Raw genomic sequence first — 16559 nt, 5'->3', positions numbered from 1 at the left:
GCTTGCCATTTGCACTCGTCATATATTGGATGCGTGTACACAATATAATTTAGCCGAGAACCAGCTTAATGTTAGCAATCCAATACACGACCTTTAAAAACTGGGCAACAAAAATGCGTTCCCTGTCGTTTTATGACACCGCGTTCCAACTTATCCCTCTAGAGTTATACAGCTCAATAACAACAGTTAACGCAGTGCCTGGCAATAAAAAGCACCTCAGTAAACTGAGGTGCTTTCTTTATAAAACCGTATAAGGCAAAGAAGGTTACAGGGTGTAGCCGGACTCTTCATGAAGAACAACATCCAACCCCTGAATTTCTTCCTCTCGTTCAACACGGATACCCTTGGTAACCAAGCCTGTTAACTTGATAATAAGGAAGGTTAAAACAGCAGTGTAAACTATACCAAAAGCCACGCCGACGAATTGCGCCCAAAGCTGTCCACCAATAGACTGAATGCCCTCCGCAAACCCGTGACCGGAAAAAACACCCAATTCTTTGGAAGCAAAAACCCCAACAAACAACGTGCCGATAATTCCGCCAACACCGTGAACAGGAAAAACATCCAGTGAATCATCAATTTTAACTTTACGCTTAATAAACTGAGTGGCATAGAAACAGACCACACCTGCAGTCAAACCAATCACCAGAGCTCCAGCGGGGCCAACAAAACCAGATGCAGGAGTAATAGTGCCCAAACCAGCCACCATTCCCGTTACGATACCCAAAACCGAAGGTTTACTAAATTTCACCCACTCCATTGTCATCCAGGCCAGTGAACCAGCAGCAGCCGAAATATGCGTTACTAACATGGCCATGGCGGCGTCGCCGTTTGCAGCCAGAGCACTGCCAGCATTAAAACCAAACCAGCCGACCCATAGCATGCCCGCACCTGTTACGGTCATGGTCATATTGTGCGGTGGCATGGCCGTTGTCGGAAACCCCTCTCGATTACCAATCATGACAGCTGCAACCAACGCAGCTACACCCGCAGTGACATGCACAACAATGCCGCCAGCAAAATCCAGCGTTCCCATTTCCGCGAGCCAACCGCCACCCCAAACCATGTGGCAAATGGGCGCATACACCAAGGGGATCCACAATACGGTGAAAACCAACACCGAAGAAAATTTCATCCGCTCGGCAAAAGCACCGACGATCAACGCCGGGGTAATAATTACGAACGTCATTTGAAACATCGCAAAGAGAGTTTCTGGAATATCTCCGCTCATTGCATCTTTGGGCATGGAGGCAAAAAAGACTTTGCCTAAATCACCAACAAACGCATTCCCCTCAGCAAAACTTAAGCTGTAGGCAAACGCAAACCAGGATATTGAAGCGACACAGGCAATGGCAAAGCATTGCATAAGTACTGAAAGCACGTTTTTTGATCGAACCAAGCCACCATAAAATAAGGAAAGACCCGGCAGAGTCATAAATAAGACTAAAGCCGTTGCGGTTAATATCCAGGCGGTATTTCCACTATCAATGCCTTCTGCTTGAGACAATGCAGGCACACTCAATAAAAGAAAAGCGAAGAATGCTTTGAACACAACTCTATTCATAGAAGCCCCTGAACCATTTAGTATGGTTTTTCTTATGTAAACCGAAGTTTTTATTATTCGATGTATACGACAAATCCGATGAATTGTCGCCCCTGATTACGGATTGAAAAGATACCAGTATTACAGCAACAAGCAAAGCGGTATGAATTGACAAGGCCGTCCCATCGTTTTTTTACAACTTTAGGTGCAGAACTTTAAATTGACGTACGGACTCATGTAGCTTGGGTAAAAGCTCTGCTTTCCCGGCATAACAAATTTCAGTATACAAGTGTGTAATATCCCGAATTAAGCGTTGATGATAGGGAAACACCTGCACGGCCTTGTCTGCAATCACAGTAGGCGTATCGCCTTTTTCAATTTTTAAACTACCGTTTGCAACAGAAGATAATTTCGCTAAAAAGACTTGATAATGTTTGTCGACAGGATAGGCATATTTTTTTTTGGCACGGACACCACCCCACCACAAATAAATAACACTCAGACAACCGGACACTCCTAACAGGAACACAGCAATGCGCCACGCATCTACACCACCGAGCAATCGGGAAAGGAACTTCTGCTGTTCTTTATCTTCGTATTCAATTACCCAGCGGTGCCAATGGTAGTTGAAAAGATCCAGATTCTTCTGCAAAGAATAATAAAGCCGACTGAACCCGCCCCCCCAGTACATCGAAGCATCAGCTCCGCTTAAGGTTTCGGTAAAACCCTGATCTATTCTCAATGGAGAGACACTCGCTGTCGGGTCGACTCTCACCCAGCCCTCGCCAGCCAACCAAACTTCCGCCCAAGCATGCGCATCAGATTGACGAACAATCAAATAACCCGATTGCGTAAGCTCTCCCCCTTGATAACCGACAACCACGCGCGCAGGAATACCATATGCACGCATTAAAAAAACAAAACTGCCGGCAAAATGCTCACAAAATCCTTTCTGGGTATCAAATAAAAACTCATCCACAGAATCCATACCCAAGGGAGGAGGATTGATTGTGTAAGTAAAACTGGACTGGAAAAAACTGAGCGCAGCTTGTACCGCATCGAAAGACGATAGATTCTGCCTGCGCCAGGATGCAGCAAGTTCTCGTGCTTTTGGGTTTCCATCGTCCGGCAGCTGGGTATTAATTCCCACGTCACGGTTCGAAAGAGTGTATTTTGCTAGAGAATAATCAGGAGAAGACGTCACACTATACTCAATTCGGCGATTTACCCGAACGGGTGACTTAACTAAATAGTTTTCCGTAAAGGTAACCTCACCAATTCCAGTATCGGCTGAAAACGGGACTCTCATGGAAAAAAGCCAACGGTAATTATGAGGCTCCAATAAAATAGAATAGCGGTATTCTCTTAGCTGATTTAACGCTTCCAACTCCCATTCATCCGGTGGGCGATCAGCACCAAATACTTTTTCCCTATTCATCCACCCTCGATGAAAAGGTGTCCACTGATTGGCTTCGTAATGATCCAAAACCAACCCCCGCCAATACCATTCAGATTTCGGAGGAACAGCAATATCACCGTGTCGATTGGTATCGAAAGTAACCCGAAATGCAATATCGCTGGATTTTATCAATTCACTAAAACTGCCTGGTGACATTGAATCACTAAATCCAGTGGACGCATTCTTTTGTAAACTCGGCATATTCCACAATGGATTTAGCCGCGGCATAATCACAAACAGCAAAACCATTATCGGTAACGCCTGAAAAATCACCTTGATATTTACCCAGGCCGGAAACATAAAACGTTTATGACGGTTATGCTGGACTGCCGTCAAGCATGCCATGATAAAGACAAAACAGAAGGCAACATAAGCCCCGGCAAGAACATTTGTAGAAAACAAAAACAGTAGTGGTAAGGTAATAAAAGCAACAAAAATAACAAGATATAAATCATTTTGCTTTCGCACTTCCATTAATTTCAAAACAAAAGCAAAACACAGCAATGTGGACATCGAACCGACATTAACCCGAAATCCATAGGACAATAACAGTAAACCAAGACAACCAAAAGCCACACCCGTTTTAATGATGCTCGCCGGATACGGCCATACACCCCGATACACCTGAACCCGCCAGGCCAAGGTTGTAAACCAAATGACAGGCAACCATTTTGGCAGATAGAAAAACAACGGAAAGATTGCCAACGCCTGAGCAATCAACAGCCAGATTAATTGAAATCGAGTTAAATCGGCTTCTGACTTCATGCTTCCTTTTCTCACGAATAGTCAAATGTTGCAATGGCAGTTAGCAGACGATGCATATGTTCATCACCCGAGTCAGGTTGAAATGCCTGATTGGCCAATTTCAATCCGTAATCAACGCCTTGTTGGTGATATCGCATTATCCAATACGCGACACCGCTGAGTTTTAACTCAAGGTTCGGTGCCACAATACTGTCAAAATCAATCCAAAGCTCTTTTGATACCTGCTGATCGAATTCCTTGGTGTAGAGCCCTTTACCTTTTGCGTATATTTTCCAGGCCACTTTTTTTAACGAATCACCAGATTGATAATTTCTTAAGCCACTAAAATCTTCACCGCCGGATACAGGGTGATTATCAGTTCCCGCCTGCGCAATAACAATGGATTCGGGCTCCGGTACTTCAACAGGCTTGGGGTAAACCAATATATGCACATCCCAATTTAACCATGTCCAACAACGAATCAATCCATGGGGGAAATAACTCTCTAATAATAGTCTCTTCGGTTTTACCCACCCTCTTTTTTTAGCCTGCATAGGTACAGAGATCGCCGCTTTACGAACATAAACAGATGATTCTTCTGCAACAACATCAACTGAAGACCAGCGAGACTCATCTTGCCAACGAGCTTTAATACCATAGTGATTTTTATCTGCAGCCAATTCGAAATTTATTTCAACCGTATCACCAACAAAAACAGGGCTGGCCCCGGTGTACCGTACTGATATCCGGTTTAAATTAAGAAAGGTATGAAGAATGGAAACAATAAATACACTTATCATTAAAAAGACAAATGCTAGAATCAAATTATTTTGATAGTTGGTTCCCAGAACCCAGACTAAACATGCAACCAGTAAATAGGCTAAGCCGAGCCTGGAAGGAAATACATAAACATTGTGTAAAGTAAGCGTGTGCTGCGTAACCTTGGGGACATGCTTGTCTATCCAACGAAAGAAGCGCGCTTGCATAGCGGTCTGGATAGACATGGAATCACCTGTCCAATACGTCCACTTGTTGTAGTAGATATTTTACTAAGTAGCTGTGTTCGTTATCTGATTTGAGTGCTGCAGAAGCTTCGACCCCCGAATTAAGGCCATGTACTCGATGCCCAACAACAGCGGGTAAAACAACCTGAATATCATCTGGCACAAGATGAGATCGACCTTCGATAAACGCCCAGGCTTTTGCTGCATTCAATAACCCCATTGCACCGCGGGGAGATAAACCATAAGTAAAGTTTTCATCAAATCGCGTGGTATCAACCAGACGCTGCAAATAATCTAATAACTGGGAAGTTGCTTGTATGTCTTTTACTTCTTTTTGCATTGCTTCAAGAGTTTGCAAATCGGTAACCGGCTGTACAGAGCTAAGTTTCTCTCGCGGATCCAACCCTTGATAGAGCATTCGTTCCGAAGCATTAGAGGGATAACCAAGAGAAATGCGCATTAAAAACCGATCCAATTGAGACTCAGGTAAAGGGTATGTACCCGCCTGAGAAAAAGGGTTTTGTGTGGCAATCACAAAAAAAGGATTCGGCAACTCTCTCGTTTTGCCATCAATCGACACTTGTCGTTCTTCCATTGCCTCAAGTAAGGCACTTTGCGTTTTTGGGGTGGTTCTGTTTATTTCATCCGCCAACAGTACCTGACAAAAAATAGGACCGGAATGAAAAGTAAAGCTATTGGTATTCGCATCAAAGATAGACGCGCCCAAAATATCTGCCGGCAGCAAGTCACTGGTAAATTGCACACGCTCGTAACTCAACCCCAACGTTTTTGCCAAACACTGGGCCAGGGTTGTTTTACCCATTCCGGGTAAATCTTCAATCAGTAAATGTCCCCGGGCTAACAAACACGCCAGAGACAGCTTCACCTGTTGCTCCTTGCCAAGCAGAATAGTTCCCACCTGCTGAATGATATCTTGCGCAATTTTATTCATAGAAGCCTTGTTTTCTGCCGCACTTAATTCAGAGCGATATTATCAAAGTATAGAGTGTGGCTTTCTTTTGGCCTGCTCATGTAGAAAAAAACCTGATGGATCATCCCCATATTCATGTCTCGCTTTTTTGGAGCATGTTCAACGTCGTCCAAACTAACAGAATAGGAGTGAACACCAGGTGCAATATGGAATGTTCGATTGAATCGGTCACTGTGTTTGTGATTATGCAAACGGTCATGTATACGCAGAACCAATACCAGCGTCTGGTCAGAGGGGTTATACACCTCAAAATTAAAGTTCTGGTATCCCCGCCAGTTTTTTTCTACTTCAACAAGGTAAAGTCCCGGCCAGGAACCAGGACGAAAATCCAGTTTGGCAACGGAGCTATGATTACCTTCCCACTCTTCTGGCGCTTTTATAAAAGACAAGCGTCCTGAATAACGGGAATGAACATATTTGTTCAACCAAAAATTATCGAAATTGGCGATAGAAGGAAAAAGTTTTTTTCTTTGAATTTCTGCATGTTTCCACGTCAGCGGTTCAAAGAGACTGATAAACAATGGTATCGCAGCTAACAGTAATAATGCGTATCTTATTCGACCTCGAATACTGACGGCGGAAAATAACAACAAACCAGAAAGCGTGCCAGCCGTGTCTAACCAAAAGTCAGACCAACTTGCCTGACGACCGATACGAGATTGAATTAGTTCAACCAGAGCACCAAAAAGCAAACAGACAACGAAAGAAATAATAAACGTGTTGCGCAAACTCAATGTGCGTTTTATGCGCCGCAAACAATGAGAAAACAGAAATGAAAATAAGGTAAAAAGCAGGGAGTGGCCGGAGTCCTGTAGAGCTCCCCAATAGGCGTTATTTCCCGGTAAGCGGTAAAAGAATAAAACCCAAAAGCTAAAAAGGAACAGTGACATGACAGCCACTATTCCTATAACAGTTTCTATGCGGTGTTGTGATTGATACGTATCCATTATTTTATCCGCATATCCGTAAAATAATATGGGTTAAATCAGATCCAAACCTCGGCTTAAATCTTTTTGCAAATCCTCTATCGCTTCTAAACCTACTGCCACCCGAATCAGGTTCTCGCTAATCCCCGCTTCGCGCTTGGAGTCTTCATCCAAACGGCCATGCGTAGTGGTTGCAGGATGCACAATGGTGGTTTTTACATCCCCCAAATTCGCTGTCAGGGACATGATTCGGGTTGAATCAATAACCTGCCATGCTTCTTTTCGTCCACCATTTACTTTAAAAGATAGCACTCCACCAAAAGCCCGTTGTTGCTTCAACGCCAATTCGTGCCCAGGGTGGCTTTCCAAACCGGAATAATAGACCCGTTCGACATTCTTGTGCTGATTTAACCAATTAGCCAACGCCAACGCATTTTGAGAATGAGCCTGCATACGAATACGCAGGGTTTCCAGGCCTTTCAAAAATACCCAGGCATTAAATGGACTCATTGTCGGCCCACAAGTTCGGATAAAGGCCAAAACTTCCTGAATATGTTCACTACGCCCAACGACAGCACCGCCTAAACACCGACCCTGGCCATCAAGATACTTGGTTGCAGAATGCACAACAATGTCCGCGCCCAACGCCAGCGGTTGCTGTAAAGCCGGAGTACAAAAGCAGTTATCCACTACCAATAAACTACCGCTTTCTTTCGCCAGTTGTGACATTTTTTCAAGATCAGCGACATCACATAAAGGGTTGGATGGCGTCTCCAAAAAGAAGAGTTTGGTATTCGGCTTAACAGCAGCAGTCCACTGAGACAAGTCAGTCAGGTTCACCAGGTCAACCTGCACACCGAACCGTTCCATGTATTTGGTAAACAGCATAGTGGTGGTACCAAATACACTTCTTGAACAGATCACATGATCGCCAGATTTGAGTAAAGCCATGCAGGTACTCAAAATCGCCGCCATACCTGATGCGGTCGCCACTCCTTCTTCCGCCCCTTCAAGTGCTGCAATGCGCTGCTCAAAGGTTCTAACCGTAGGGTTGGTATAACGGGAATACACATTTCCCGGCTCTTCACCGGAAAAACGGTTTGCAGCTTGTTGGGCTGACTCAAAAACATAACTGGACGTGGTAAAAATAGGTTCGCCGTGCTCACCTTCCTGCGTCCGTGTTTGACCCGCCCTGATTGCCAGCGTATCCAGCTCAGCACCAAATAATGGGTGGTTCTCGTCGAAAAAATCCGTCATTGATTAATCACCATTTTGAATGCCAATAATGGCGTTATCACTTTCCCCGATCAGCTTTTCACGCTTGCTCTTGGATAGATCGTTACGCTCGGCTTCAATTCTCGCCAAATAGGCGTCATCAACATCACCGGTGATATAGTCACCATCAAAGACCGCACAGTCAAAGCGGGAAATACCCGGACTACCTTCGCTTGAGGCGGCAATCAGATCGTCAAGATCCTGGTAGATCAACCAATCAGCACCAATGGCTTCACACACTTCTTGTTCGGTTCGACCATGGGCAATGAGTTCGTTGGCAGACGGCATATCAATGCCATATACGTTCGGGAACACAACTGCAGGTGCCGCCGAAGCAAAATATACTTTTGCCGCGCCCGCTTCACGAGCCAACTGGATAATTTGTTCGCAGGTTGTACCACGAACAATGGAGTCATCCACGAGCAGTACGTTTTTGCCACGGAATTCCAAATCGATAACATTCAACTTTTGTCTTACCGATTTTTTTCGTTGCTGTTGACCCGGCATGATGAATGTGCGACCGATATAGCGGTTCTTAACCAGGCCTTCACGGAATTTTACGCCCAGAGTTTGCGCCAGAGCCTGGCCTGCAACACGACTACTATCGGGAATAGGCACAACCACTTCGATATCGTGATCAGGTTTCTCACGCATGATTTTTTGTGCCAGTTTTTCCCCTTGACGTAATCTCGCCTTATACACAGAAACGCCATCAATAATCGAATCGGGACGAGCAAAATACACATGCTCGAAAATGCAGGGGCTTAATAGTGATTTCTGGCTGCATTGTTTTGCGGAAAACTCTCCCGAGTCGGAGATGAAAATAGCTTCGCCTGGGGCGACATCGCGAATGACTTTAAAACCAAGTACATCCAACGCGACACTCTCTGACGCCACCATGTACTCCACGCCCTTATCCGTCTGACGACTACCGAATATTAATGGACGAATGCCATTGGGATCGCGAAAGGCCACCACACCGTAATTGGCAATCATTGCCACCACAGCGTACCCACCTCGCACACGGCCATATACCCCCTTCACCGCTTCAAATATATCGTCGGCACATGGCACCAATTTGCCCTGCTCTTGTAACTCATGGGCAAACACATTCAACAACACTTCAGAATCCGAATCGGTGTTTACGTGTCGAAGGTCTGTTTTAAAAAGGTCTTCACTCAACTCTTTGGTATTGGTTAAGTTACCGTTATGCGCTAAAGCAATACCATAGGGTGAGTTTACGTAGAAAGGCTGCGCCAAAGCCGGGCCGGAGCTACCCGCAGTTGGGTACCGTACATGGCCTATGCCCATGTTGCCGACCAGCCTTTGCATGTGGCGGGTACGGAAAACATCTTTCACCAAACCCACCGCTTTTTGCTGTGCCAGCTTTCCATTGTGGCAAGTCATAATTCCGGCCGCATCCTGGCCGCGATGCTGCAAAATAGTTAGCGCATCGTATAACGCCAGGTTTACATCTTGTCGCCCAACAATGCCAACAATACCGCACATAGAGTCATTACCTCAGATAATACCGGCTTACAACCAGCCACGAATAAAAGACAGAATCTCACTCACTAAAGAACGACAAAAATCCTCAAACTGGAGTAAATGAGGAATTAACGCCGATTCTTTCCACCAGGGGTCTTGGTCGATTGAAATGATTCCAGGTACAAGCAACAGTACCGCCATAACGATAATAAAACCACGCACAAAACCGAAGATAACTCCAAAAGTTCGATCGGTTCCGGATAATCCGGTAAGACGAACAACCTCACCAATAAGGTGGTTAACCATAGCACCAACGATTAACGTGACCGCAAACAGGACGGCAAATGCCACCATATCTCTCAGGGAGGGGACATCAATTTGCGATTGGAGCAGTGCAGAAAGCTGGTCGCGAAAGGTCATGGCAATAATAAAAGCGAACACCCAATTGGCCATTGAGAGCGCTTCTTTGACAAAACCCCGCTTGAGACTGATCAGGCTTGAAACACCCAGAATGCCCAATATGACCCAATCCGCCCAGTTCATGCGTGAATAGTTTCTCTGTCGCTGAAATAAGAGCGGCAATTCTACCAGAGCATGTCACCAAATCGAAACACTCTGTTCCCCTCTATTGGAATTCTTTCGGTCAGCTAAACAATCCTCACGGATAATCAGCGTATAAAAGCCCATTTGATCTACACTTAGTGTAATAAAAGCCGGACTTTTTCGTTACAGAGAATGTGCAGCAATACACGTTTCTAAAAACCTGGTCACAATTCAATCAATGAAGCAAATTGAAATAATAAAAACGTATAGCCAAAAACGTTGCCTTGTTGTAGACGATGTGCCTGATATTCGCGCTTCTTTGAAACGCACTCTGATCGATTTCGGCAGCACGGATGTGGACACCGCCGGCAATGCTGAAGAAGCCATAGATCTTTGCCGCAAATATCAGTACGACATTGTGCTTGCCGATTACAATCTCGGCTCAGCCCGTAACGGACAGCAACTACTGGAAGAGCTGCGTTACAACCAGTTACTAAAAAATACCGCCCTGTTCGTCATGATCACCGCAGAAACCGCGGGCTATCGTGTCTTACATGCTCTGGAATACCAACCGGATGACTACCTGAATAAGCCAATCAGCCGGGAGTCTCTGCGCCCCCGCCTCGACCTGGCCCTGCTGCGAAACGAAGCACTGATCAAAGTCAAAGAAGCACTGGATGAAAAGCGCATCAATAAGGCAATTGCCGCTTGCCAAAACGTGATTGAAGAAGGCGGCAAATTTCAGAATGACGCGCGAAAAATGCTGGGCGAACTACTTTGTAGCGAACAAAAATACAGTGAAGCCTTAGGCGTTTACGATCAACTACCGCTCAACAAGCAACCACTATGGGCCAAACTGGGCATTGCCAAGGCTATGGCTGGGATAAAAGAATTCACCCAAGCCGAAACCATTTTGAAAAAAATCATTCAAGGAAATAACCTCTGTATTGAAGCCTATGATTTACTGGCCAAAATCTATGAGTCGCAACACAAACTCAGCCTCGCACAACACAATCTGGAAAAAGCCATTCATATGTCTCCCATTTCCACGGTGAGACAAAGGGAACTTGGCCGTGTTGCTGAGTCAGCCGGCGATCTCAATGCCTCAATCCACGCCTATCGAGCGGCAGTAAAACACAGTAAAAACTCCAGCCTGGAAGATCCCGAGGATTATATTAACCTGGCAAATGGCCTGACCCGCCTTGCGACCACCAAACCCAGCGAAGCTGCCAAGCTGGCAGAAGAAGCCATGGAGCAAGTGAAATACCTGGAAAAAAAATATACCAAACACCCGGTGGTTCACGCCCACAGTAAACTGGTCAGCGCCGATATATACCAACTGCGAGAGGAACCGGAAAAAGCAGAACAGGCGGTGGAACAAGCACGTAATATTTCCGAAACGTTTAAAATATCAACCATTGAGGACTCCCCCGTCAGCCTGTGTATCAACTGCGCAAAGGCCTTTATGGCTCACGGTAAATATGACGAGGGTGAAGCCCTACTGCAAAAAATTGCCGAAGTAAATGAAGACCCACAACTCGCCATAGAGATCGACAAACTGTTAAGAGAGCCCGTTACAAAAGAAGGAATACAATTCGCGGCAAAATTAAACAAACAAGGAATAGAACAGTACCAGAACGGTAATCTTGAAGAGGCTATTCGCGCATTTCAGGCTGTACTACTGGAGTTACCCAACCACGTGGGGTTGAACCTTAACTTAATTCAAGCACTGATAAGTAAAAACAAAGAACACTCGCTGTCAGAAAAAGAAATCGCCATAATCGAAAGCGGATTTCAGCGTATGGGAGAGTTGAAAACCAACTCAGACTACACCAAAAGATACCTATACCTCCAAAAAAAATACCAAAAAATAGTGAAAGAATAGTTATTCTGTCATCATTTAAGGGGTTTACTTTGCAACGGGTTTTAGTTTTAAATGAGCCCCACTGACCCCTGGCTCTATCAAAAGGGTCTTTTTTACGCCACAAAATAATAAAGATTTCTTTTAATCTACTAATCGAGTCGCTGGAATTCTCTTGTTACATCATCTTCCAATTAAAAAGAAATACAGAATTACTGTATTTTATGCACTGGCACTAACATTGTATTTCGTTCTCTTCGGCGAAAGCGTTGTTCATTTTTTTGCCTATCCCGAATCATTTATTGCTCCGATCATGGCTTTGGGATCCTTTGTTGCCGGTTCGACATTTCTAGGCGGTGGTGCCGTTGCATTTCCAGCGTTAACAAAACTGTTACATACGGACCCAGTTACAGCTAAAACTTTTTCTCTCGCAATCCAGAGCGTTGGTATGACTTCCGCTTCGTTGTATATTCTGGCGAGGGTTAAGTATGTATCAACCAAATTTATTGTGGTTTACATTGGTGCTGCAACACCGGGAATTTTATTTTCGCTTACCGTATTGGAACAAGCGATCTACCCAACGGACTTGCGCATAGGCTTCACTCTTTTCATCTTTTGTTTTTTATGTGTATACCTTTGGACACTCAAGATGAAATTAAAAGGGAAATCCAAGCCTAAACTCAAACATGCACCAGAAATTTTTCTTGTGGTGATATCTGGTTTTATTGGTGGACTTATTTCTGGTTTACTCGGCTCTGGAGCCGATCTGGTTGCGTTTTCTGTACTGGCGCTCTACTTCCGAACCAATATTAAACTGGCGACACAAACTTCCGTTATCATCATGGCTGCCATGTCTATTATTGGCATATTTATTCAGGGCCCGATACTGAATAAGATCCCGGATTATGTCACACCGCTATGGTTAATTGCAGCTCCGGTTGTAATGATTGGTGCGCCCCTTGGGGCGATGTTCTGTCGACGTGTCGCACCAGAGCGCTTACGTATTTTTATTCTTGCAATTATTTTCGTAGAAATTACCACGACATTTGCACTGATCCCGATCGAGACCTACAGAATACCTTATTATATTTGTATCTTTGTGGTGTCACTTTCCTATCTTCTGTATCTTAAATACAGTTCGCATAGGAAACACAGCTAAGAGAAATCGGCCTCAGCAGAGAAACTAAGGCTCGTATTTTAAGATCATCGATGAGGTTTTATGTTTCTTTTCGATGGCTTCTTTATCTTTCAGCAGGCTCGATTTATTCATTTTCGGGCCAACAAATACTCGAACCATTTTCCCGTGCTTTGTTTGCACAACCTGAGTGTAGGCTTTATAGCCATCGGCATTCAGTTTTTCTTTAAATTGCTTGGCATGCCCTTCAAAACGAAAGCTGGCAACCTGTAATACCCAAGCGTTAGGTACGCCTTTTTCATTCAATCGTGGAATATCATTTCGATCATCAACCGGCTCGGAATCGTCTGGTAGAAACATTTTTTCTGCCGGTTTGGCTTCTTCTGGAGCCTTAGTGGGTTCCGGTTCCTGAATAATAATGGGTTCAATATGAGGTGCAGGAGGAAGCTGGGTAGTTCTATCCAACGGTTCGATACGCTCTTTATCAAACAATACCGGTACAAAAATAACAGCGATTGCAAGCAACACAAATGCACCGATGATTCTTTGTTTTAGACCGTCATCCATTTTTCACCTCACTGTTACTACGTTTGTTAATCCAGTTCATACTCTCTGCAACGGTATAGAATGAACCAAACACAACCAAACTGGCATCATCAGCCAACGCCATAGTAGAAGCCTTATCCATACCAGCATCCACAGTAGCAAATACATGTATCTTATTTTCCTCAACACCTAAAGCAACTAGTGCATTTTTGATTTCATCAGCACTGGCAGAACGAGGAATTTCCGGTAGATTACACAGATACCATTGATCAATTTCTGCTTTTAACGGGCGTATCATGTGTGTAATGTCCTTGTCTTTCATTACGCACATCAACCCATATTTTTTTCCTTCCAGTTTAGACAGTCTATCCGCCAGTAAGTTGGCTGCATGAGGATTATGCGCAACATCCGTGATACACGCCAAGACGCCCTGCTCATGTTCTACTCTGTGCGTTTGAAAACGCCCCGGTAAACTTAATGCTTCAAGGTCAGCTGCCATTTTTTGTGGATCAAATAAATTGCACAGAGCAACGGCTTGCACTGCAGCTGCAACACTAGGAAGCGGTAGATCGATTTTATCTTTTAGAATCAGCTCCTGTTTTTGCATCCCCTCACCAGTGAAACCTAATACCGTTCCGCCCTCAGAGTCATAGGCATAAAAGGCTTTGTCTCTCCCCCAGAAGTAGCTCGACTTGGCTTGACTAGCTATTGCTTCCACGACACTAGCTGGCGGCTCCGGATCTGCACATAACGCTATACAACCTGGGCGAAGAATCCCTGCCTTCTCGGCCCCTATTTTCTCTCTGTCGGAACCTAACCAAGCTTCATGATCAATGGCCACAGGCGTGATAATAGCTATGTCTGGATCGATTAAATTTACTGCATCGAGACGACCACCCAACCCCACTTCCAGCAGCCAGTAGTCAAGCTTAGCCTCTTGAAACAGGTAAAAGGCCGCCAGGGTACCAAATTCAAAATAAGTGAGTGATACATCCTGACGGGCCGAATCAATAAGGCTAAAGGCATCGCAAAGCGCTTCGTCCGTAACCGCTTGTCCGTCTATTTGTACTCTTTCGTTGTAACACAGTAAATGCGGCGAGGTATAACTGCCAACACGCTGTCCACTCGCACGTAGAAGAGTTTGCATTGTCGACACGCAGGAACCCTTACCATTGGTGCCAGCAACGGTAATGACTTGAGCAGTAGGAGTAGTGACAAGCCCTAAACGATCAGCAACGGCTTTTATGCGGTCTAAACCAAGATCAATTTCACTTGGATGGAGTTGCTCCATCCAAGATAACCAGTCACCTAGATTGGTAAAACGGCCTTTAAACTTCAAAGAATTCGTTTTCAGGTTGGTGGGTAAGTTTTGCCAATAATGAAGCAAGCGTATCGCGCATATCTTTACGATGAATAATCATATCAATGGCACCATGATCCAGCAGGAACTCGCTCCGCTGAAAACCTTTGGGCAGCTTCTGACGAATGGTTTGTTCAATGATATTCGGCCCAGCGAAACCAGCACGAGCGCCAGGTTCAGCGGCGTTAATATCACCAAGCAACGCCAAGCTTGCCGAAACCCCTCCGTATACCGGGTCAGTCATCATCGAAATAAAGGGAATGCCCTCTTGCTTCATACGCTCTAACACCGCACTGGTTTTCGCCATTTGCATAAGCGAAATAAGCGCTTCCTGCATACGTGCACCACCGGTAGCAGCAAAACATACGTATGGAATACGGTTTTCCAATGCGACGTTGGCTGCGCGAGTAAAACGCTCCCCAACCACATAGCCCATGGAACCACCATGGAAAGCAAATTCAAAAGCGCTGGCAACAATCGGCATACCCTTCAATGATCCCTTCATTGCCACCAAGGCATCCTTCTCACCGGTATTCTTTTGCGCTGTAGAAAGTCTGTCCTTGTACTTTTTCAAGTCTTTAAATTTCAAGCGATCAACTGGCAAAACATCTGTTGCCAACTCCTCTCGACCATCAACATCCAAAAAGATGTCTAAACGACGGCGAGCACCAATGCGCATATGGTGATCACATTTGGGGCACACATCGAGGTGTTTTTCCAGCTCAGGACGATAAAGGACAGCGCTGCATTTAGTACATTTTTTCCACAGACCTTCTGGTACTTTACTTGCGCTTTTTTTGCCTTCGGAACGAATTGCACTAGGAACAATTTTTTCTAACCAACTCATGATTTACCCGTTTATCTGCGTCAATTATCCAATCCGGCACGGATCGGGTGTACGATGTTTTTCAAAGATTCCAATACCTTCTTCTGGCTTCCGGAGTAACTTTCACCCATCTCCTTCACCAAAATACTACCGACAACAACACCATCGGCCAACTCGCTGACCGCTTTGGCGGATGTGGCATCTTTAATACCAAAACCAACCAGAATAGGCAGAGACGTATACTTACGAATGGTATCTACCTGGGACTTAATGGAGGAAACATCCAGGTGCCCTGCCCCTGTTACCCCTTTCAACGATACGTAATAAACAAAACCACTGGCTGCTGCAGTGATTTCCTTGATGCGCTCTTCCGTCGTTGTCGGCGCGACCAAAAATATATTTTTGATATCGACAGCCTGCAGTTCTTCGTCAAGCTTACCCGCTTCTTCCGGCGGCAGATCAACCGTTAACAGACCATCAACACCGGCTTCAGCTGCATTTTTTGCAAACTCGGCAAACCCCATACGTATGACAGGATTGGCATAGCCCATCAGCACAACAGGCGTGAACTTGTTTGTTTCTCTAAACGTTCGAACAATGTCCAATGTTCCCAGAAGAGAGGTGCCATGAGTCAAAGCCCGTTCGTGGCCTCGTTGAATCACTGGTCCTTCCGCCATGGGGTCTGAAAAAGGAACACCAAGTTCGATGATATCTGCACCGCTTTCTACCAGCGAATGCATGGCGGGAATGGTAATTTCAGGTGTTGGGTCACCATTGACGATATAGGAAACCAACGCTTTTTTGTTTTCTTGTTTCAGCGTTTCCAAAGTCTGTGTTATTCGGTTCACTCTATTTGCC

At 45.0% G+C, this 16559-nt stretch carries 14 protein-coding genes; 2 read left to right on the top strand and 12 right to left on the bottom strand.

Annotated elements, in window-relative coordinates:
* Positions 1-265: 265 nt before the first annotated feature.
* From P5V12_RS07375 to P5V12_RS07340, 8 genes are all read right to left on the bottom strand, one after another.
* Positions 266-1564, bottom strand: a complete 1299-nt coding sequence (locus tag P5V12_RS07375; protein WP_316956708.1) for an ammonium transporter — start codon at positions 1562-1564, stop codon at positions 266-268.
* Between the two features lie 172 nt (positions 1565-1736).
* On the bottom strand, positions 1737-3767 hold the full coding sequence (locus P5V12_RS07370) for a DUF3488 and transglutaminase-like domain-containing protein (protein ID WP_316956707.1): 2031 nt from the start codon (positions 3765-3767) through the stop codon (positions 1737-1739).
* Between the two features lie 11 nt (positions 3768-3778).
* On the bottom strand, positions 3779-4750 hold the full coding sequence (locus P5V12_RS07365) for a DUF58 domain-containing protein (protein ID WP_316956706.1): 972 nt from the start codon (positions 4748-4750) through the stop codon (positions 3779-3781).
* Between the two features lie 4 nt (positions 4751-4754).
* Positions 4755-5702 carry a MoxR family ATPase gene (locus tag P5V12_RS07360; RefSeq protein ID WP_316956705.1) on the bottom strand — a complete coding sequence of 316 codons (948 nt, stop codon included), beginning with the start codon at positions 5700-5702 and terminating at the stop codon, positions 4755-4757.
* A 23-nt stretch (positions 5703-5725) separates the two neighbouring features.
* On the bottom strand, positions 5726-6631 hold the full coding sequence (locus P5V12_RS07355) for a VanZ family protein (RefSeq protein WP_316956704.1): 906 nt from the start codon (positions 6629-6631) through the stop codon (positions 5726-5728).
* Positions 6632-6721: 90 nt separating this feature from the next.
* Positions 6722-7924 (bottom strand): O-succinylhomoserine sulfhydrylase, encoded by a 1203-nt coding sequence (locus P5V12_RS07350; RefSeq protein WP_316956703.1) that lies wholly within the window; start codon positions 7922-7924, stop codon positions 6722-6724.
* 3 nt (positions 7925-7927) lie between these two features.
* Positions 7928-9451 (bottom strand): amidophosphoribosyltransferase, encoded by a 1524-nt coding sequence (gene purF / locus P5V12_RS07345; protein ID WP_316956702.1) that lies wholly within the window; start codon positions 9449-9451, stop codon positions 7928-7930.
* A gap of 27 nt (positions 9452-9478) precedes the next feature.
* On the bottom strand, positions 9479-9973 hold the full coding sequence (locus P5V12_RS07340) for a CvpA family protein (protein ID WP_316956701.1): 495 nt from the start codon (positions 9971-9973) through the stop codon (positions 9479-9481).
* Positions 9974-10211: 238 nt separating this feature from the next.
* Here P5V12_RS07340 and P5V12_RS07335 point away from each other — a divergent pair, with 238 nt between their 5' ends.
* Positions 10212-11858, top strand: a complete 1647-nt coding sequence (locus tag P5V12_RS07335; RefSeq protein WP_316956700.1) for a response regulator — start codon at positions 10212-10214, stop codon at positions 11856-11858.
* Positions 11859-12009: 151 nt separating this feature from the next.
* Positions 12010-12993: a sulfite exporter TauE/SafE family protein gene (locus P5V12_RS07330; RefSeq protein ID WP_316956699.1), complete on the top strand. Its 984-nt coding sequence runs from the start codon at positions 12010-12012 to the stop codon at positions 12991-12993.
* A 24-nt stretch (positions 12994-13017) separates the two neighbouring features.
* Here P5V12_RS07330 and P5V12_RS07325 read toward each other — a convergent pair whose 3' ends face one another.
* Genes P5V12_RS07325 through trpA form a run of 4 tightly spaced genes read right to left on the bottom strand, consistent with a single transcriptional unit; the run spans position 13018 to position 16549 of the window.
* Positions 13018-13536, bottom strand: coding sequence for an SPOR domain-containing protein (locus tag P5V12_RS07325; protein ID WP_316956698.1), 519 nt, complete (start codon positions 13534-13536; stop codon positions 13018-13020).
* Positions 13529-14854 carry a bifunctional tetrahydrofolate synthase/dihydrofolate synthase gene (gene folC, locus P5V12_RS07320; RefSeq protein WP_316956697.1) on the bottom strand — a complete coding sequence of 442 codons (1326 nt, stop codon included), beginning with the start codon at positions 14852-14854 and terminating at the stop codon, positions 13529-13531. Before folC ends, P5V12_RS07325 begins: the two co-directional genes overlap by 8 nt.
* Positions 14844-15722, bottom strand: coding sequence for an acetyl-CoA carboxylase, carboxyltransferase subunit beta (gene accD / locus P5V12_RS07315; RefSeq protein ID WP_316956696.1), 879 nt, complete (start codon positions 15720-15722; stop codon positions 14844-14846). Before accD ends, folC begins: the two co-directional genes overlap by 11 nt.
* A 20-nt stretch (positions 15723-15742) precedes the next feature.
* Positions 15743-16549 (bottom strand): tryptophan synthase subunit alpha, encoded by an 807-nt coding sequence (gene trpA / locus P5V12_RS07310; RefSeq protein ID WP_316956695.1) that lies wholly within the window; start codon positions 16547-16549, stop codon positions 15743-15745.
* Positions 16550-16559: the final 10 nt, after the last annotated feature.

It is taken from the genome of Teredinibacter sp. KSP-S5-2, assembly GCF_032773895.1.
Taxonomy (GTDB): domain Bacteria; phylum Pseudomonadota; class Gammaproteobacteria; order Pseudomonadales; family Cellvibrionaceae.
The sequence above is the reverse complement of the archived record's forward strand: the minus strand, read 5'-3'. Positions and strand labels throughout refer to the sequence as shown.

Bases quoted from the DNA above. Each gene is read 5' to 3' on its own strand.
- P5V12_RS07325 (WP_316956698.1), bottom strand. From the start codon at position 13,536: ATGGATGACGGTCTAAAACAAAGAATCATCGGTGCATTTGTGTTGCTT.
- P5V12_RS07350 (WP_316956703.1), bottom strand. From the start codon at position 7,924: ATGACGGATTTTTTCGACGAGAACCACCCATTATTTGGTGCTGAGCTG.
- P5V12_RS07355 (WP_316956704.1), bottom strand. From the start codon at position 6,631: ATGTCACTGTTCCTTTTTAGCTTTTGGGTTTTATTCTTTTACCGCTTA.
- P5V12_RS07360 (WP_316956705.1), bottom strand. From the start codon at position 5,702: ATGAATAAAATTGCGCAAGATATCATTCAGCAGGTGGGAACTATTCTG.
- purF (WP_316956702.1), bottom strand. From the start codon at position 9,451: ATGTGCGGTATTGTTGGCATTGTTGGGCGACAAGATGTAAACCTGGCG.
- accD (WP_316956696.1), bottom strand. From the start codon at position 15,722: ATGAGTTGGTTAGAAAAAATTGTTCCTAGTGCAATTCGTTCCGAAGGC.
- P5V12_RS07375 (WP_316956708.1), bottom strand. From the start codon at position 1,564: ATGAATAGAGTTGTGTTCAAAGCATTCTTCGCTTTTCTTTTATTGAGT.
- P5V12_RS07370 (WP_316956707.1), bottom strand. From the start codon at position 3,767: ATGAAGTCAGAAGCCGATTTAACTCGATTTCAATTAATCTGGCTGTTG.
- P5V12_RS07335 (WP_316956700.1), top strand. From the start codon at position 10,212: ATGAAGCAAATTGAAATAATAAAAACGTATAGCCAAAAACGTTGCCTT.
- P5V12_RS07340 (WP_316956701.1), bottom strand. From the start codon at position 9,973: ATGAACTGGGCGGATTGGGTCATATTGGGCATTCTGGGTGTTTCAAGC.
- P5V12_RS07365 (WP_316956706.1), bottom strand. From the start codon at position 4,750: ATGTCTATCCAGACCGCTATGCAAGCGCGCTTCTTTCGTTGGATAGAC.